Source organism: Pseudomonas sp. B21-051 (assembly GCF_024748795.1).
Taxonomy (GTDB): Bacteria; Pseudomonadota; Gammaproteobacteria; order Pseudomonadales; family Pseudomonadaceae; genus Aquipseudomonas; species Aquipseudomonas putida_A.
Genome location: NZ_CP087166.1, coordinates 5,696,003 through 5,714,359 on the forward strand (window position 1 = coordinate 5,696,003; position 18,357 = coordinate 5,714,359).

The 18,357-nt window shown below is 59.6% G+C and carries 17 protein-coding genes; 3 read left to right on the forward strand and 14 right to left on the reverse strand.

The genetic code is table 11. The annotated features are described in order from the left end of the window. Nucleotides 1–25: 25 nt before the first annotated feature. From LOY52_RS25715 to LOY52_RS27570, 6 genes are all read right to left on the reverse strand, one after another. Nucleotides 26–1,168 carry an ABC transporter ATP-binding protein gene (locus LOY52_RS25715; protein WP_003229245.1) on the reverse strand — a complete coding sequence of 381 codons (1,143 nt, stop codon included), beginning with the start codon at nucleotides 1,166–1,168 and terminating at the stop codon, nucleotides 26–28. Between the two features lie 67 nt (nucleotides 1,169–1,235). Next, entirely contained in the window at nucleotides 1,236–2,333 is a 1,098-nt protein-coding gene (locus tag LOY52_RS25720) for a polyamine ABC transporter substrate-binding protein (protein ID WP_309474935.1), read from the reverse strand. Between the two features lie 187 nt (nucleotides 2,334–2,520). After that, a complete protein-coding gene (locus LOY52_RS25725) occupies nucleotides 2,521–3,630 on the reverse strand; it encodes a polyamine ABC transporter substrate-binding protein (RefSeq protein WP_027610515.1) in 1,110 nt (369 codons plus the stop codon). A 171-nt stretch (nucleotides 3,631–3,801) separates the two neighbouring features. Beyond that, nucleotides 3,802–5,166 carry an aspartate aminotransferase family protein gene (locus tag LOY52_RS25730; protein WP_258677066.1) on the reverse strand — a complete coding sequence of 455 codons (1,365 nt, stop codon included), beginning with the start codon at nucleotides 5,164–5,166 and terminating at the stop codon, nucleotides 3,802–3,804. Nucleotides 5,167–5,222: 56 nt separating this feature from the next. Next, a complete protein-coding gene (locus LOY52_RS25735) occupies nucleotides 5,223–6,581 on the reverse strand; it encodes a glutamine synthetase family protein (RefSeq protein ID WP_003229252.1) in 1,359 nt (452 codons plus the stop codon). A 95-nt stretch (nucleotides 6,582–6,676) separates the two neighbouring features. After that, complete coding sequence (locus LOY52_RS27570; RefSeq protein ID WP_337248649.1) at nucleotides 6,677–7,033, reverse strand: gamma-glutamyl-gamma-aminobutyrate hydrolase family protein; 357 nt, start codon at nucleotides 7,031–7,033, stop codon at nucleotides 6,677–6,679. A gap of 278 nt (nucleotides 7,034–7,311) precedes the next feature. Here LOY52_RS27570 and LOY52_RS25740 point away from each other — a divergent pair, with 278 nt between their 5' ends. Both LOY52_RS25740 and LOY52_RS25745 read left to right on the forward strand, forming a co-directional pair. After that, nucleotides 7,312–8,688 (forward strand): glutamine synthetase family protein, encoded by a 1,377-nt coding sequence (locus LOY52_RS25740; RefSeq protein WP_003229254.1) that lies wholly within the window; start codon nucleotides 7,312–7,314, stop codon nucleotides 8,686–8,688. Between the two features lie 274 nt (nucleotides 8,689–8,962). Continuing rightward, nucleotides 8,963–9,589: a TetR/AcrR family transcriptional regulator gene (locus LOY52_RS25745; protein ID WP_258677068.1), complete on the forward strand. Its 627-nt coding sequence runs from the start codon at nucleotides 8,963–8,965 to the stop codon at nucleotides 9,587–9,589. A 135-nt stretch (nucleotides 9,590–9,724) separates the two neighbouring features. On the opposite strand, the gene LOY52_RS25750 is transcribed toward LOY52_RS25745, so the two are convergent. The 8 genes from LOY52_RS25750 to LOY52_RS25785 form a co-directional block, all read right to left on the reverse strand. Next, the gene (locus tag LOY52_RS25750; protein ID WP_007967989.1) at nucleotides 9,725–9,940 is read right to left on the reverse strand and encodes a molybdopterin-binding protein; all 216 of its coding nucleotides are present in this window, start codon (nucleotides 9,938–9,940) and stop codon (nucleotides 9,725–9,727) included. A 32-nt stretch (nucleotides 9,941–9,972) separates the two neighbouring features. Beyond that, entirely contained in the window at nucleotides 9,973–10,779 is an 807-nt protein-coding gene (ssuB, locus tag LOY52_RS25755; protein ID WP_258677069.1) for an aliphatic sulfonates ABC transporter ATP-binding protein, read from the reverse strand. Next, nucleotides 10,776–11,558, reverse strand: a complete 783-nt coding sequence (ssuC, locus tag LOY52_RS25760) for an aliphatic sulfonate ABC transporter permease SsuC (protein ID WP_258677072.1) — start codon at nucleotides 11,556–11,558, stop codon at nucleotides 10,776–10,778. The genes ssuB and ssuC overlap by 4 nt, the downstream gene beginning before the upstream one ends. 8 nt (nucleotides 11,559–11,566) lie before the next feature. Continuing rightward, nucleotides 11,567–12,715 carry an FMNH2-dependent alkanesulfonate monooxygenase gene (gene ssuD, locus LOY52_RS25765; protein ID WP_003229262.1) on the reverse strand — a complete coding sequence of 383 codons (1,149 nt, stop codon included), beginning with the start codon at nucleotides 12,713–12,715 and terminating at the stop codon, nucleotides 11,567–11,569. A 25-nt stretch (nucleotides 12,716–12,740) separates the two neighbouring features. Further along, nucleotides 12,741–13,721, reverse strand: coding sequence for a sulfonate ABC transporter substrate-binding protein (locus LOY52_RS25770; RefSeq protein WP_258677075.1), 981 nt, complete (start codon nucleotides 13,719–13,721; stop codon nucleotides 12,741–12,743). Nucleotides 13,722–13,810: 89 nt separating this feature from the next. Further along, complete coding sequence (gene ssuE, locus LOY52_RS25775) at nucleotides 13,811–14,404, reverse strand: NADPH-dependent FMN reductase (protein WP_258677076.1); 594 nt, start codon at nucleotides 14,402–14,404, stop codon at nucleotides 13,811–13,813. Between the two features lie 282 nt (nucleotides 14,405–14,686). After that, nucleotides 14,687–15,325: a peroxiredoxin gene (locus tag LOY52_RS25780; protein WP_202369124.1), complete on the reverse strand. Its 639-nt coding sequence runs from the start codon at nucleotides 15,323–15,325 to the stop codon at nucleotides 14,687–14,689. Nucleotides 15,326–15,620: 295 nt separating this feature from the next. Then, on the reverse strand, nucleotides 15,621–16,946 hold the full coding sequence (locus LOY52_RS25785) for an OprD family porin (RefSeq protein ID WP_007967978.1): 1,326 nt from the start codon (nucleotides 16,944–16,946) through the stop codon (nucleotides 15,621–15,623). Between the two features lie 366 nt (nucleotides 16,947–17,312). On the opposite strand from LOY52_RS25785, the gene tauA reads away from it, so the two are divergent. Beyond that, nucleotides 17,313–18,299 (forward strand): taurine ABC transporter substrate-binding protein, encoded by a 987-nt coding sequence (gene tauA, locus LOY52_RS25790; RefSeq protein WP_258677080.1) that lies wholly within the window; start codon nucleotides 17,313–17,315, stop codon nucleotides 18,297–18,299. The last annotated feature ends 58 nt before the right edge of the window (nucleotides 18,300–18,357 follow it).

The following is an 18,357-nucleotide window of genomic DNA, read 5'->3' on the forward strand; positions in this document are numbered from 1 at the left end:
AGCCGTCGTTTGAACTTGCGCATGTTCATGAGCGAAGTACCACGCCGCTGTCGTCTTCCCACCACACGTAAACCTGATCGCCCCAGGTCGGACGCTGGCCGCGACGTTCGGCGTTGGCAACGAACGACTGCACCAGCTTGCCGCTCGGCAATTCGACGTAGAACACCGAGTGCCCGCCGAGGTAGGCGATGTCATGCACCTTGCCGCTCGACCAGTTGTATTCACAGGTCGGCATCTCGGCGGTGACCAGCAGCTTCTCCGGACGAATCGCGTAGGTCACGGATTTGTCCTGCACCGAGGTGCTGATGCCGTGGCCGACGTAGATCTGCCGGTCGAGGTCCTTGCAGGTGATGGTCGCGTGGCCTTCGGCGTCGTCGATCACTTCGCCTTCGAAGATGTTCACGTTGCCGATGAATTCGCAGACCAGACGGCTGGTCGGGGTTTCGTAGATGTCGATCGGGCTGCCGATCTGGGCGATCCAGCCCAAGTGCATGATCGCGATGCGCTCGGCCATGGTCATGGCCTCTTCCTGGTCGTGGGTCACCATCACGCAGGTCACACCCACGCGCTCGATGATCTCCACCAGCTCCAGCTGCATCTGCGAACGCAGTTTCTTGTCCAGTGCGCCCATCGGCTCGTCGAGCAGCAGCAGCTTCGGCCGCTTGGCCAGCGAGCGCGCCAGTGCCACACGCTGCCGTTGACCGCCGGATAGTTGATGCGGCTTGCGCTTGGCGTACTGGCTCATCTGCACCAGCTTGAGCATCTCGGCCACGCGCGCGTCGATCTCGGCGTTGGGGATCTTGTCCTGCTTGAGGCCGAAGGCGATGTTCTGCGCCACGGTCATGTGCGGAAACAAGGCGTACGACTGGAACATCATGTTGATCGGTCGCTCGTACGGCGGCATGTCGGTGATGTCGACGCCGTCGAGGAAAATGCGCCCCTCCGTGGGCCGTTCGAACCCTGCCAGCATCCGCAGCAGCGTGGATTTGCCCGATCCCGAGCCGCCGAGCAGGGCGAAGATCTCGCCCTTCTTGATTTCCAGGGACACATCGTCCACGGCAATCGTCTCGTCGAACTTCTTCGTGACCCGGTCGATTTTGACCAACACCTGCTTAGGTGTCTGGTCGCCCTCGAGGGCTTTCTTATAGGCGCCGGAGGCAACTGCCATTTACGAAACTCCCAGAAAAAAACAGTGCAGTTCGCCCCATGCGGACGAACCCAGGATAGTTTGTGCCTTACTTGCCCGACTTGACCTTGGTCCAGCTACGGGTCATCAAACGCTGAATATTGGGTGGCAACTCGACCGACACGTAGGTCTTGTCGAGGACTGCTTGCGGTGGATAAACCGCTTCATCGGTGCGGATGGACTGTTCCATCAGCTTGTCCGACCCCGGGTTGGGGTTGGCGTAACCGACGTAATCACTGACCTGGGCGATCACCTCAGGTTTCAGCAAATAGTTGATGAAGGCGTGGGCCTCTTTGACGTTGGACGAATCCTTTGGAATCGCCAGCATATCGAACCACAGCGCGCCGCCCTCTTTCGGGATCGAGTAGGCGATGTTCACGCCCTTCTTGGCTTCTTCGGCACGGTGTTTGGCCTGGAAGATATCGCCGGAGAAACCGATGGCCACGCAGATGTCGCCGTTGGCCAGATCACCGATGTATTTCGACGAGTGGAAGTAGGTCACGTAGGGACGCACGGCCAGCAGTTTGTCGGTGGCCTTGGCGTAGTCCTTCGGATTGGTGCTGTTGGCGTTCAGGCCCATGTAGTTGAGCACGGTCGGCATCATTTCATCGGCCGAGTCGAGGAACGCTACACCACAGCTGTGCAGCTTCTTGATGTTCTCCGGCTCGAACAGCACGCTCCAGGAGTCGATCTTGTCGATGCCGAGCACCGCTTTGACTTTCTCGACGTTGTAGCCGATGCCGTTGGTGCCCCACAGGTACGGCACGGCGTACTGGTTGCCCGGGTCGTTCTGCTCCAGGCGCTTGAGCAGCACCGGATCGAGATTCGCATAGTTCGGCAGCTGCGACCTGTCGAGCTTCTGGAACGCGCCAGCCTTGATCTGCTTGCCGAGGAAGTGGTTCGACGGCACGACCACGTCGTAACCGGTACGGCCGGCCAGCAGCTTGCCTTCCAGGGTCTCGTTGGAATCGAACACGTCGTACACCGGTTTGATTCCGGTTTCTTTCTGGAAGTCGGCCAGGGTGGTCTCGCCGATGTAATCCGACCAGTTATAAATATGCACCGTACCGGCGGCCTGGGCTCCGACAGCGATCGTCAGGCCGGCAGTGGCCAGCAGGGCTTTGCGCAAAGAAGAAAAAATAGGCAAGTGGAGGTCCTCTAAATTAGTTGGGCCCAAGTTGCCCCGCGTTACATGACAGCCATGGCTGCCCGGCAACCAAACCGGCGCGCAACTTACCCTCGAAAAACCGTTCCTGCAAAACTTCCTGTCATTTAATTGATCCGCTGGCCGCCGTCGCGGCGCCGACGGCCAGCGGTTGCTGCTTCAAACCGGCTTATTTACCGGATTTGATCTTGGTCCAGCTGCGGGTCAGTTCACGCTGGGTAGCAGCCGGCAAATCGGCGATCGCATACAGCTTGGCCTGCACGTCGGCTGGCGGGTAGATGCCTGGATCGGCGGTGATGTCCTTGTTCACGTACTGGGTCGCTTCGGCGTTACCGTTAGGGAAGCGCACAGCGTTGGTGATCTCGGCCATCACTTTCGGTTGCAGCAGGTAGTTCATGAACTTGTAGGCGCCGTCGATGTTTTCCGCATCTTTCGGAATCGCGACCATGTCATAGAAGCTGCCGGCACCTTCCTTCGGAATGGCGTAGCTGACTTTGACCTTGTCACCGGCCTCGGCGGCACGGGACTTGGCCTGCTGCACGTCACCCGAGTAGCCGACCGCTACGCAGATGTTGCCGTTGGCCAGGTCCGAGATGTACTTGGAGGAGTGGAAGTAGGTGATCGAAGGACGAATCTTGAGGAACAGTTCCTCGGCTTTCTTGATGTCTTCTTTCTTCTGGCTGTCGGTTGGCAGGCCCAGGTAGTGCAGCGCGACCGGGAGCATTTCGGTCGGCGAGTCGAGGAAGCTCACACCGCAGCTCTTGAGCTTGGCGATGTTCTCCGGCTTGAGCAGAGTGTCCCAGGAATCGATGGTGTCGACGCCCAGTGCAGCCTTGACCTTCTCCGGGTTGTAGCCGATGCCGATCGAGCCCCACATGTACGGGAATGCGTGCTTGTTGTCCGGGTCACTGACCGAAACCGCCTTGAGCAGCGATTTGTTCAGGTTGCCGTAATTGGACAGCTTGGACTTGTCCAGCTCCTGATAAACGCCAGCCTTGATCTGCTTGGCCAGGAAGTTGTTCGACGGCACGACCACGTCGTAACCGGACTTGCCCGCCAGCAGCTTGGCTTCCAGGGTTTCGTTGCTGTCGAACACGTCGTAGACGACCTTGATCCCCGACTCTTTTTCGAAGTTGGCGATGGTGTCCGGAGCGATGTAGTCAGACCAGTTGTAGACGTGCAGTACCTTGTCGTCCGCGTGCACCGCGCCCGCCATCATGCCCGCGACGGACAGCGCGAGAAGAGTCTTGCCAGCAAGCTTTTTACCTAATGCCTTCATGCGTCATGCTCCAAATTTTTCTTTTTTGAACCACTTTGTTCAGCGGCCGAACCCGGACAACTGGAACCGCGGCTAGTCTGGCAAGATCGGAGGCGGTCTTTCAAGAAAAGGCCAACCTTTCTGACACCTTCGAGCGAGAGCGCCGCAGCTCCCCCGCTCGAAGCCTAGCACTTAGGCCTGCAACGCACTGAGGGTCAGGTCCAGGCATTTACGTGCCTTGGTCACCAGCTCATCGATCTCTGCCTTGCTGATCACCAGCGGCGGCGCAATGATCATGGTGTCGCCCACGGCGCGCATGATCAGGCCGTTATCGAAGCAGAACTGCCGGCAAATCATGCCCACGCCCCGCCCTTCGTAACGCTTGCGAGTGGCCTTGTCCTGCACCAGTTCGATCGCCCCCAGCAAACCGACCCCGCGCACTTCACCCACCAACGGGTGATCGTTGAGTTCGCGCAGACGTTTCTGCAAATACGGTGCCGTTTCGTTATGCGCGTTCTCGATAATTTTCTCGTCGCGCAGGATGCGGATGTTTTCCAGACCCACCGCCGCCGCCACCGGGTGCCCGGAGTAGGTAAAGCCGTGGTTGAAATCGCCGCCCTCGTTGAGCACCTTCACCACTTCGTCACGGACGATCAGGCCACCCATCGGGATGTAGCCTGAGGTCAGGCCTTTGGCGATGGTCATCATGTCCGGCTTCAGGTCGTAGAAATCCGAACCGAACCACTCGCCGGTACGGCCGAAACCGCAGATCACCTCGTCAGCGACGAACAGGATGTCGTACCTGGCGAGAATTTCCTTGATGCGCGGCCAGTAGGTGTCCGGCGGAATGATCACGCCGCCGGCGCCCTGAATCGGCTCGGCAATAAAGGCGCCGACGTTGTCCACGCCGACTTCGAGAATCTTCTCTTCCAGCTGATTGGCCGCCCAGATGCCGAACTCTTCCGGCGACATGTCGCCGCCCTCGGCGAACCAGTACGGCTGCGCGATGTGGACGATGCCCGGAATCGGCAAGTCGCCTTGCTCGTGCATGTAAGTCATGCCGCCCAGGCTCGCACCGGCCACGGTGGAACCGTGATAACCGTTCTTGCGGCTGATGATGACTTTCTTGTTCGGCTGGCCCTTGATCGCCCAGTAGTGGCGAACCATGCGCAGCATGGTGTCGTTGCCTTCGGAGCCGGAGCCGGTGAAGAACACGTGGTTCATGCCTTCAGGCGCCACGTCGGCGATGGCCTTGGCCAGTTCCAGTGCCGGCGGGTGCGCGGTCTGAAAGAACAGGTTGTAGTAAGGCAGTTCGCGCATTTGTTTAGCGGCCGCGTCAGCCAGCTCATCGCGGCCATAACCGATCGCCACGCACCACAGACCCGCCATGCCATCGAGGATCTTGTTGCCCTCGCTGTCCCACAGGTAAACGCCCTTGGCGTTGGTGATGATCCGTGGACCCTTCTCCTTCAACTGCTTGAAGTCGCTGAACGGGGCCAGGTGGTGATCGCTGCTCAGGGCTTGCCACGCACGGGTTTGCGGGTTGTTGCTGGTCATGCCAATTCTCCTTGTTATCGGTGAAGGCGCGGCTGTTGCCAGCCGCGCCCGGCGTATCAGACGGCGAAGAGCAGGTACTCACGCTCCCAGGAACTGATCACGCGCTTGAAGTTTTCATGCTCGGCCCGCTTGACCGCGACGTAGCCGGTGATGAAGGTCTTGCCCAGGTATTTCTCGATGGTCGCGCTGTTTTCCATACGCTCCAGCGCGTCTTCGATGGTCAGCGGCAGACGCAGGTTGCGGCGCTCATAGCCACGACCCACCACTGGCGCGCTCGGATTGAGGCCCTCGACCATGCCGATGTAACCGCAGAGCAGGCTCGCGGCAATCGCCAGGTACGGGTTGGCGTCGGCACCCGGCAGACGGTTTTCCACGCGGCGGTTCTGCGGACCGGCATCCGGCACGCGCAGGCCCACGGTGCGGTTCTCTTCGCCCCACTCCACGTTCACCGGCGCCGAAGTGTCCGGCAGGAAGCGGCGGAACGAGTTGACGTTGGGGGCGAACAGCGGGAGCAGTTCCGGGATCAGTTTCTGCAGGCCACCGATGTGGTGCAGGAACAGCTGGCTCATGGTCCCGTCTTCATTGGAGAACACGTTTTTGCCGGTCTCGATGTCGATGATGCTCTGGTGCAGGTGCATCGCGCTGCCCGGCTCGCCGGTCATCGGCTTGGCCATGAAGGTTGCGGCCACGTCGTGCTTGAGTGCGGCTTCACGCATGGTGCGCTTGAACACCAGAATCTGGTCGGCCAGCGACAGTGCGTCACCGTGACGGAAGTTGATTTCCATCTGCGCCGTGCCGTCTTCGTGGATCAGCGTGTCGAGGTCGAGCTCCTGCAGTTCGCACCAGTCATAGACGTCTTCGAACAGCGGGTCGAATTCGTTCGCCGCTTCGATGGAGAACGACTGACGCCCGATTTCCGGACGGCCCGAACGACCAATCGGCGGCTGCAACGGATAGTCGGGGTCGTCACTGCGCTTGGTCAGGTAGAACTCCATCTCCGGCGCCACGATCGGCTGCCAGCCCTTGTCGGAATAGAGCTTGAGGACTTTCTTGAGGACGTTGCGCGGCGACAGCTCGATCGGATTGCCTTGCTTGTCGTAGGTGTCGTGGATCACCTGGGCGGTAGGCTCGATGGCCCATGGCACCAGGTACACGGCGTTCTGGTCGGGGCGGCAGATCATGTCGATGTCGGCCGGGTCGAGCAGTTCGTAATAGATGTCGTCTTCGACGTAGTCGCCGGTCACGGTCTGCAACAGAACGCTTTCTGGCAGGCGCATGCCCTTTTCGGCGATGAACTTGTTGGTCGGCGAGATCTTGCCCCGGGTAATACCGGTCAAGTCGCCGATCATGCATTCGACTTCTGTGATCTTGTGGTCTTTCAACCAATCGGTGAGCTGGTCGAGGTTGTTACTCATAAATGCCTCTGGGCTGAGTCTCCTGACATCGTGTCAGGCAAAGTTTGACGCCGTGGCGTCGCGTTAAAGGGGGCTTGCTTGCGCGCAGTACCGGCTTACGCCTGGCACCGCGCATAGACAATGAAAGAGGAGCTTACCTGCCCTTTACGCTGGCGTTGCATTTCCTGTGCACATTCAAGGCGTGCAGAATCATGAGCACGGCTTTGCGAGCGGCACAGGCTTTGGGACTCAAAGGGATCTATATTGGAAGGAGACGCCATAAACAGGATGCTGTCCCGTGCGTCCAGAATATCGGACGTTGCCGTTTGGCCTGATGCGCACGAGAACCTCGTCGACCAGCCACGAGCCATGCTGGCTGCATTACGGACGGATTTGTCGCCACTGATGTGATGAGCATGCAGACCGGACTGTTGCGAGCAGTCGGTGATGCCGATTAACGGCAGGCGAGACATGAAGCACCCCGGTATTATTGCTGTTATGGGTTTGGTCGGAGCTTAGCCTTGTTCATTTTTTTACACAACACCCCCGTAAAAAATACAACACGGCCTGCTCAAGCCCGCGGGTGCCAAGCGTCCCAAGGACAAAAAACTGCCCCAAAGTGCCCCATAAATGCCCTTGCAGCGCTTTTTTAGGGCAAAAAAGGCCTCGCTTGACTTCGGCAGGCCGTTCGGGTTGACTGAAACCAGAAAAGATCAATGATTGATATTTTTAACAACAAAGGTGTTGCATCATGTCGGTACCCCCGCGTGCCGTTCAGCTTAACGAAGCGAACGCGTTCCTTAAGGAACATCCTGAGGTTCTGTACGTTGACCTTCTGATTGCGGATATGAATGGTGTGGTGCGCGGCAAGCGCATCGAACGCACCAGCCTCCACAAGGTTTACGAGAAAGGCATCAACCTGCCGGCCTCTCTATTTGCTCTGGATATCAATGGTTCTACGGTGGAAAGCACCGGCCTGGGTCTGGACATCGGCGACGCCGACCGGATCTGCTATCCAATCCCCGATACCCTGTGCAACGAGCCATGGCAGAAGCGCCCTACCGCGCAACTGTTGATGACCATGCACGAACTCGAAGGCGACCCGTTCTTCGCCGATCCGCGCGAAGTGCTCCGTCAAGTTGTTGCAAAGTTTGACGAGCTCGGCCTGACCATCTGCGCAGCCTTCGAGCTGGAGTTCTACCTGATCGACCAGGAAAACGTGAACGGCCGCCCTCAGCCGCCACGCTCGCCGATCTCCGGCAAACGCCCACACTCGACTCAGGTCTACCTGATCGACGACCTCGACGAATACGTCGACTGTCTCCAGGACATTCTGGAAGGTGCCAAAGAACAAGGCATCCCGGCCGACGCCATCGTCAAGGAAAGTGCCCCGGCGCAGTTCGAAGTGAACCTGCACCACGTCGCCGACCCGATCAAGGCGTGCGACTACGCGGTCCTGCTCAAGCGTCTGATCAAGAACATCGCCTACGACCATGAAATGGACACCACCTTCATGGCCAAGCCGTATCCGGGCCAGGCGGGTAATGGTCTGCATGTCCACATCTCGGTGCTCGACAAAGATGGCAAGAACATCTTTGCAAGCGAGGATCCCGAGCAGAACGCCGCGCTGCGTCACGCGATCGGCGGTGTGCTCGAGACCCTGCCGGCGCAGATGGCTTTCCTCTGCCCGAACGTCAACTCGTACCGCCGCTTCGGCGCGCAGTTCTATGTGCCGAACTCGCCGTGCTGGGGCCTGGACAACCGCACCGTGGCGATCCGCGTACCAACCGGTTCTGCCGATGCCGTGCGTATCGAACATCGCGTGGCCGGCGCCGACGCCAACCCGTATCTGCTGATGGCTTCGGTCCTGGCCGGTGTGCATCACGGTCTGGTGAACAAGATCGAACCGGGCGCTCCGGTCGAAGGCAACAGCTACGAGCAGAACGAACAAAGCCTGCCGAACAACTTGCGCGATGCCCTGCGCGAGCTGGACGACAGCGAGGTGATGGCCAAGTACATCGATCCGAAGTACATCGATATCTTCGTCGCCTGCAAGGAAAGCGAGCTGGAGGAGTTCGAACACTCCATCTCCGACCTTGAGTACAACTGGTATCTGCATACCGTTTAAGCGGAGTGCAGGAATAAAAAGCGCTGCCGGCCATTTCAGCCCGCAGCGTTTTTTTATGGCCGAATACACTCCCCCTGTGGCGAGGGAGCTTGCTCCCGCCGGGTTGCGCAGCAACCCCCAAGACCATTCGACTTGGTATGTCAGGAAAAACTGGTCGTCTGGTTTTACGACTGCTGCGCAGCCGAGCGGGAGCAAGCTCCCTCGCCACAAGGACTGTGTTGCACTGGGGATGGGCGCTCCGCGTACAATGCCCGCTGCCCCGCAGGAGACTTCCATGACGCGTCCCTCCCCCGTCCGCAAACCCCGTGCCCGCAGCCAGGCGCGCATCGATTCGATACTCGACGCCGCGCGCACGCTGCTGGCCGCCGAAGGGGTGGCCAGTCTGTCGATCTACAGCGTCGCCGAACGCGCGCAGATTCCGCCGTCCTCCGTGTATCACTTCTTCGCCAGTGTCCCTGCGCTGCTCGAAGCATTGACTGCCGATGTGCACGCGGCGTTTCGCGCCTGCCTGCAAGCGCCGATCGACCACGAAGCATTGCGCGACTGGCGTGACCTGTCACGACTGATCGAGCAACGCATGCTGGAGATCTACGACGAAGACGCCGCAGCCCGCCAGTTGATCCTCGCCCAGCACGGCCTGACCGAAGTGACCCAGGCCGACCGCCAGCACGACATCGAACTCGGCGACCTGATGCACAAGCTGTTCGACCATCACTTCGAATTGCCGCGCCTGCCCAGCGATGTCGATGTGTTTGCATTGGCGATGGAACTGGGCGACCGCGTGTATGCGCGCTCGGTGCAGCAACACGGACAGATCACGCCGCGCATGGCCGAGGAAGGGATGCGGGTGTTTGATGCCTATCTCGGGTTGTATCTGCCGCCGTATCTGCCTAAACGCTAAAAGATCGCAGCCTTCGGCAGCTCCTACAGGCGCGCACTCCCTTGTAGGAGCTGCCGAAGGCTGCGATCTTTTGATCTTCAAAAAGAAAAACCCCGAAGGGCTCGCGCCTTTCGGGGTTGTTTTTTACTCACTGGCTTACAACTTGGCGATCGACACCTCGGTGGATTTCACGAAGGCGATCACTTCGCTGCCCACCGCCAGTTCCAGCTCCTTGACCGAGCGGGTGGTGATCACCGAAGTGACGATGCCGGAGGCAGTCTGCACGTCGATTTCCGACAGCACGTCGCCGAGAACGATCTCCTTGATCGAGCCTTTGAACTGGTTGCGCACGTTGATGGCTTTGATAGTCATGGCTTTGATTCCTGTCGTTGATAAAGCTTGAGTTATTGCGCCCAACGCAATTGCGTAGGCAGTGGTGAAACAGGTTCCGGCTCCGGCGGCTCGCCGGGCAGGGACAGAACACGGTTGAGCACTTCGGTTTCCAGCGCCGCCAGTCGATGCGATCCGCGCACTCGCGGACGTGGCAACTCCACTTGCAGGTCGAGGCCGACTTCGCCGTCCTCGATCAGAATCACCCGGTCGGCAATCGCCACCGCTTCGCTGACGTCGTGGGTCACCAGCAGCACGGTGAACCCATGCTTTTGCCAGAGTCGTTCGATCAGTTGCTGCATCTCGATCCGGGTCAGCGCATCCAGCGCACCCAGCGGCTCGTCGAGCAGCAGCAGGCGAGGTTGGTGAATCAGCGCCCGGGCCAGCGCCACACGCTGCTTCTGCCCACCGGACAAGGCCGCCGGCCACTCGTTGGCGCGATCCGCCAGACCCACCGCTTCCAGCGCCTCCAGAGCTTTCGGGCGCCAGTTGCCTTTAAGGCCGAGGCCGACGTTGTCGATGATCTTTTTCCACGGCAGCAGCCGGGCTTCCTGGAACATCAGCCGGGTGTCTTCGCGCGCATCGCTCAGCGGTGCGGCACCGGCCAGCAGCTCGCCGCCAGTCGGTTGATCGAGGCCGGCGAGCAAGCGCAGCAAGGTGCTCTTGCCGCACCCGCTGCGCCCGACCACGGCGACGAATTGCCCCGCCGGAATGTGCAGGTCGATGTCGCGCAGCACCTGCCGCGCACCGAAGGTTTTCTGCAGATTGCGCACCACCAGCGGAATCCCGCGCAGCAGGCGTGGAGGTTGTTGAGCGGTCATGCCGCACCTCCCTTGGCCACCTGATAGGCCGGATGCCAGCGCAACCACACACGCTCAAGTCCACGGGCGGCGAGGTCGGCGAGTTTGCCGAGCACCGCGTAAAGCAGGATCGCCAGCACCACCACATCGGTCTGCAAAAACTCCCGGGCATTCATCGCCAGATAGCCGATGCCGGAGCTGGCGGAAATGGTTTCGGCGACGATCAGCGTCAGCCACATGAAGCCCAGAGCAAAACGCACGCCGACCAGAATCGAAGGCAACGCACCCGGCAGAATCACCTGCCAGAACAGACTGAAACCGCTCAAGCCATAACTGCGCGCCATCTCCACCAGCGCCGGATCGACGTTGCGGATGCCGTGATAGGTGTTGAGGTAGATCGGGAACAACGTGCCCAACGCGACCAGGAAAATCTTCGCCGACTCGTCGATGCCGAACCACAGGATCACCAATGGAATCAGCGCCAGGTGCGGCACGTTGCGGATCATCTGCACCGAGCTGTCGAGCAGGCGTTCACCCCACTTCGACAGGCCGGTGATGAAGCCCAGCACCAGGCCGATGCTGCCGCCGATGGTGAAGCCCAGCGCCGCGCGCCAGCCGCTGATCGCCAGGTGCGTCCAGATCTCGCCGCTGCACACCAGGCTGACACCGGCCTCGATCACTGCCACCGGCGCCGGCAGGATCCGCGTCGACAACCAGCCGGCCGACACCGACAACTGCCACACCGCCAGCAAGAGCACCGGCAACGCCCAGGGCGCAAGGCTGTGGATAAATTTTTTCATGGCGCGCCTCAGCTCTGCGACGCGGCTTTGGGAAGAATGTCGTTGGCCACCATCTCGCCGAACGGGCTGACGTAACCGGCGCTTTTCGGCAGCTCCGGACGCTCGATGTCGAGGTGCGGGAACAGCAGTTCAGCGACGCGGTACGACTCTTCGAGGTGTGGATAACCGGAGAAGATGAAAGTATCGATGCCCAGATCCGCGTACTCCTTCACGCGGGCAGCTACAGTCGGACCATCGCCGACCAGCGCGGTACCGGCACCACCCCGCACCAGGCCGACACCCGCCCACAGGTTGGGGCTGACCTCGAGGTTGTCGCGACTGCCGCCGTGCAGCGCGGCCATGCGTTGTTGGCCGACCGAATCGAAGCGCGCCAGCGAGGCCTGCGCACGTTTGATGGTGTCGTCGTCCAGATGCGAGATCAGTCGGTCTGCCGCTTGCCAGGCTTCGGCGTTGGTTTCGCGCACGATCACATGCAGACGAATGCCGAAGCGCACGGTGCGTCCGAGCTTTGCCGCTTTGGCGCGCACTTGTTCGATCTTCTCGGCCACTGCGGCTGGCGGCTCGCCCCAGGTCAGTACCATCTCGACCTGTTCGGCGGCCAGATCCTGCGCCGCTTCCGACGAGCCGCCGAAGTACAGCGGCGGACGCGGTTGCTGGATCGGCGGATAGAGCAGTTTGGCGCCCTTCACGCTGATGTGTTCGCCGTCGTAATCGACGGTTTCGCCTTCCAGCACCCGACGCCAGATGCGGGTGAATTCCACCGAGGCTTGATAACGCTCTTCATGGTTGAGAAACAGACCATCACCGGCCAACTCTTCCGGGTCACCGCCGGTCACCAGGTTGAACAGCGCACGACCGCCAGACAGACGATCCAGCGTCGCAGCCTGCCGCGCCGCCACCGTCGGGGAAATGATCCCGGGGCGCAGGGCAACAAGGAACTTCAGACGCTGGGTCACCGGGATCAGCGACGCAGCCACCAGCCACGAGTCCTCGCAGGAACGGCCGGTGGGAATCAGCACGCCGCCAAAGCCCAGACGATCCGCCGCTTGCGCAACCTGTTGCAGATAACCGTGGTCGACGGCGCGTGCGCCTTCGGCGGTGCCAAGGTAATGGCCGTCGCCGTGGGTAGGCAGGAACCAGAAGATGTTGAGGCTCATGGAGTGGTCTCCTTGGGGATTCGATTTACTGGGCTTGGGTAACCGAGCTTTGGGCCACAGCGGCCGGTGGTGTCCAGATCACATCCTTGATGCTCAACGGCTTGGGAATCAGCTTGAGCTGGTAGAAGGTGTCGGCGATTTTCTGCTGCGCAGCGACTACTTCCGGAGTCAGGAACAGCGCACCGTAGCCCTGGCGTTTCACCGAGGTCAGGGTGATGTCCGCCGGCAGCCCGAGCAGTGGTGCGACCTGTTGGGTCACGTCTTCAGGGTTGGCTTTGGACCACTCGCCGACAGCGCGCACTTCTTCGACGAGGGTCTTGATCACCTCGGGATTTTTCTGAGCGTAAGGTTTGGTCGCGAGGTAGAACTGATGGTTGTCGACGATGCCTTTGCCGTCACGCAGGGTGTGCGCCTGCAGCTGTTGCTCGGCAGCAGCCTGGTACGGATCCCAGATCACCCAGGCATCGACGCTGCCACGCTCGAACGCGGCGCGGGCATCGGCCGGCGGCAGGAATACGGTCTGGATATCGGAGTATTTGAGGCCGGCATCTTCCAGTGCGCGCACCAGCAGGTAGTGCACGTTGGAGCCTTTATTCAGGGCGACTTTCTTGCCCTTCAGATCCGCCACCGATTTGATCGGCGAGTCCTTCGGTACGAGGATCGCTTCGCTGTTCGGCGCTGGCGGTTCGTAGGCAACGTAGAGCAGATCAGCGCCCGCCGCTTGGGCAAACACTGGCGGAGTCTCACCGGTCACGCCGAAGTCGATCGAGCCGACGTTCAGGCCTTCCAGCAGTTGCGGGCCGCCAGGGAATTCAGTCCATTGCACGTCCACGCCTTGGGCGGCCAGACGTTTTTCGAGAGTGCCTTTGGCTTTGAGCAGCACCAGGGTGCCGTATTTCTGATAACCGATCCGCAATGTGTCGGCTTGAGCTTGAGTGATGGCGCCGAAGGTGACAGCCGCAGCAAACAGAGCGACCAGACCACGACGCAAAAATACAGTGCGCATAGCGCTCTCCTTTTTGCTGTTGGGTTTTGGCTGCACCTGCTTGGCCGTTGGCGGCTGAGTAAGGTGAGTGGAGCAAATTCGGGTGAAGCTCAAATGCTCCAGCGAGCACTCAATAAACGTTCATTCAACAGGCCCGGCTCCAGAGGTTTCGGCCGGCGGGCCATGGCGCTGACAAACTGCTCCAGCGCTTCATGCAGCCGCTGCTCCAGAGCCGGCGCCAACTGCGCCTGGGCACTGCCCTCGCCGTAGGCGATCTGGCTGTCCTCGGCAAAAATCCCTTGCAGCATTTCCTGGGCCTTCAATGCCGACAGCACAGGCTTGAGCGCGTAATCGACCACCAGCATGTGGGCGATGCTGCCGCCGGTGGCCATCGGCAACACAATCTTGTGGTTCAGGGCGCGTTCCGGCAGCAGATCCAGTACGGTTTTCAGCGCACCGGAAAACGACGCCTTGTACACCGGCGTGGCGATCAGCAGGCCATCGGCGTTTTCAATCTGCGCCAGCAGGTCGAGTACTTTCGGGCTATCGAAGCGGGCATGCAGCAAGTCTTCGGCCGGGAAGTCCCGCACCTGATAACTCACCACTTCCACCCCTTGCGCCTGCAACCAGCGTTGCGAGCGCTCGAGCAACACTCCTGAGCGTGAGCGCTGGCTGGGACTGCCACCGAGTGAGACGACCAGCATTGAGACAATTCCTTAAGCGTTACAGGCGATTCGCGGGTTGCGATCTCGCTTCGATGGGAGTGACCTTACCAGCTGATTCATATATCCATAAATCATATTTATTCATTTGGTTATGCGTTTTTGAGATATGTGTTTCAACAAACTGCGGGCGAAAAAAAAGGCCGGTGAAACGGCCTGAAATCCCCTGCTATTGGGATGCATCAAAAAGATCGCAGCCTTCGGCAGCTCCTACATTGAACGGCTTACTCTTGTAGGAGCTGCCGCAGGCTGCGATCTTTGCTCTTAACGATTCGGCTGCGGCGTCAGGCGCAGGTATGGCTTCACCGCGCGATAGCCTTTGGGGAAGCGCCGCTTGATCTCTTCTTCGTCCTTGAGCGACGGCACGATCACCACCTCCTCACCGTCCTGCCAGTTGGCCGGAGTGGCCACCTTGTAGTTGTCGGTGAGCTGCAGCGAATCGATCACCCGCAGGATCTCGTGGAAGTTGCGCCCGGTGCTCGCCGGGTAGGTGATGGTCAGGCGAATCTTCTTGTTCGGATCGATCACGAACAGCGAGCGCACGGTCAGGGTGTCGTTGGCGTTCGGATGGATCAGGTCATAGAGGTCGGAAACCTTGCGATCGGCATCGGCCAGGATCGGGAAGTTAACGATCGTGTTCTGGGTTTCGTTGATGTCTTCGATCCACTTGTGGTGCGAGTCGACCGGGTCGACCGACAGCGCGATGGCTTTGACGCCGCGCTTGGCGAATTCATCCTTGAGCTTGGCAGTGAAGCCCAGCTCGGTGGTGCACACCGGGGTGAAGTCGGCCGGGTGGGAGAACAGCACGCCCCAGCTATCGCCCAGCCACTCGTGGAAACGAATCTTGCCGGCGCTGGAATCCTGTTCGAAGTCGGGGGCGATGTCGCCGAGTCTGAGGCTCATGGTGCTGCTCCTGATGAGTTGTTGGAGAACTCAACTGTAGCTCGGGATTCAACATCATGAAAAAGAATAAATAAGTAGATATCTAGAATCCAAAAGAATATTAAACATCGTTCACTGGACGCTTGGCGGCATCGCGACGAACATCCCTCTCAAGGTTCGAGAAGGCCTTGAGTAGCTGCAAAAGAGGGGAATTTCGGGACAGGCTTACGGGGGTGAGCCTGACCCGAAAATGCAAAAGCCCCGTCCGGCGCGATGCCGGACGGGGCTTTTTTACATCAGCCGCTTGAGCGCGCTATTACAGCAGCGGGATCGAGTAGCTGACGATCAGGCGGTTTTCGTCCTGGGAACGGGTGTTCGCCAGGTCGGTACGCCACATCGCGTTTTTCCAGGCTACGCCGAGGTTTTTCAGCGGGCCTTCCGGAATCACGTAACCGATGGTCAGGTCACGTTCCCACTCGGTTTTTTCGCCCAGCGGGGTATCGATGTTGTTACCACGCAGGTAGATCAGGTTGGCGGTCAGGCCAGGAACGCCGATCTTGGCGAAATCGTAGCCGTAGCGAGCCTGCCAGGTACGCTCGCCAGCACGGGCGAACTTCTGGATCTGCATGTCGGTGATGGTGCTGTTGGACGAGCCGTCACCCTGGTTCAGCCAAGGGAAGTCGCTGTCGCCTTTGGTGTACTGGTAGCCGGCACCGAAGGTGTGACCTTCAACCGAGTACAGCGCCAGGTAGCTGTACAGATCGTTGTCGACTTTGCCCTTGGTGGTAGTGCCACCGTAGTAACCGCTGGTGTAGTACGCAGCGGTATCGCCGTTGGCACCGTTGTCACGGCTGCGGTAGTAACGCAGGTCGCTTTTCAGCACGCCCGGGCCGATTGCCCAGTTGTGCACCAGACCGAGGAAGTTCTGCGAGTAGAAGTCTTTCAGCTCGCCGTAGTAGTACGAAGCGGTCAGGTCTTTGGTGACCTTGTAGTCAGCACCACCGTAGTAGAACTTGTTGCTGAACACGCCTCTGTCGTAGTTCGAGCTGGCGTTTGCGCCGGCGATCGACATGTTCTCGTTGTTGCTCGAGTTACGACCTTTCACGGCCTCAACCTGACCGGCAGTCAGGGTCAGATCCTTGAACTCGTTCGAGGTGATTGCTTCACCCTGGAAGGTTTGCGGCAGCAGACGACCGTCGTTGTACTTGATGACCGGGTTGTTCGGCATCAGGGTACCGACCTTCAGCTCGGTCTGGGAGATCTTGACCTTGCCGGTCACGCCCAGGCTGGCGAAGTCATGCACTGCACGGTTGCCATCGCTTGGGAATACGGTGCCGCCGGAAGCGGTACCTGCGGAGTTGCCGCTGGTAGCCGGGCTGGAATCCAGACGCACGCCGTACAGGCCGATCGCGTCAACACCGAACTGCACGGTGCCTTGGGTGTAGCCGGAGATGAAACGCAGATCGAAGCCTTGGCCCCACTCTTCGTTCTTGTTCGCGCCAGCGCCATCGCGGTTGTCAGTGTTGATGTAGAAGTTGCGCAGGCCCAGAGTGGCCTTGCTGTCTTCGATGAAACCGGCGGCGCCTGCCTGCTGCGCCATAACCCCTACGGCCACAGCCAGGGCCAAGGTGGACTTGTTCATGTAAAGCTCCTCTCGTTTCTAATTCTTGTGTTCCTGGTCCTGGTCGAATGCCCGGATCCGTAGGTTCGCGATTAGCGCCAGAGCGTGACTGACAAGTCAATCGTAACCTTGTGTGTCTACGACCAAGGTCTAATCGCAGTATTTGGGTCCCTGCACAGTACTGACTTTCCTGATAACCCCAAAAAGAATTATTTCATTCTTTTTTATACCATCTGGGTATATGGCCCAGTAATGGCCACCTGCAGCGCAACACAGGATATCGGCTACTAAGCTAATTACTAAATGGTATTTGTTCGCCTATTTTTAGATCGATTAGCGTTGACGTATTCGAATCACGTCAAACCCTATCCAAAAGGCGACGCCATCATGGCCAAACGGGCACTATCTAGTCAATTTGTTACAGTTTGTGTGTCAGCGATAATTTCTTTCTCCGCTCAAGCCGCCAACCTCACGGTGGGTTATCAAACCGGTATCGATCCGAGCAAAGTGCCTCAGGCCGACGGTACTTACGAAACGACCATCGGCCAGAAGATCGACTGGCGACGCTTCAATAGTGGCCCGGAAGTTGTGACAGCCATTGCATCGGGCGACGTACAGATCGGCAACCTCGGCTCCAGCCCTTTGGCAGCGGCTGCTTCACGCAATCTGCCGATCGTCGCCTTCATTGTTTCAGCGCAGATCAATGCCGCCGAAGCCTTGGTGGTGCGCAATGGCAGCGGGATCAATTCCCCGCAGGATCTGCTCGGCAAGACCATCGCCACGCCCTTCGTTTCCACCTCCCACTACAGCTTGCTCGGTGCACTCAAGCACTGGGGCCTGGACACTTCGAAAGTCAAAGTGGTGAACCTGCAGCCCGCGGAAATCGCCGCAGCCTGGAAGCGTGGGGATATCGATGGCGCGTTTGTCTGGTCGCCAGCACTGGGTGAAATCCGCAAGACCGGCAAGACCCTGACCGATGCCGCGCAAGTCGGCCAGTGGGGCGCACCGACCTTCGAAGTCTGGGTCGCGCGCAAGGACTACGCCGAGAAGCATCCTGAGGTGGTGGCCAGGTTTGCCAAGGTCACTCTAGACGCGTTTGCCGATTACGCCAGCCATAAGGACAGCTGGACAGCGGACTCGGCACCGGTGCAGAAAATCGCAAAACTGACGGGTGCCAATGCGGCCGACGTGCCGGAGTTGCTCGCCGGTTCCGCGTTCCCTGATGCCAAGGCGCAGCAATCCACCGCACTGCTGGACGGCGGCACGGCGAAAGCGATTGGTGAGACGGCGAAGTTTTTGAAGGAACAGGGCAAGGTCGAGACGGTGCTGCCGGACTATTCGCCGTACGTCAGTGCGAAGTTCATCGCTGAGTAAACACAAAACCCTGTAGGAGCTGCCGCAGGCTGCGATCTTTTGATCTTGTTTTCAGGAA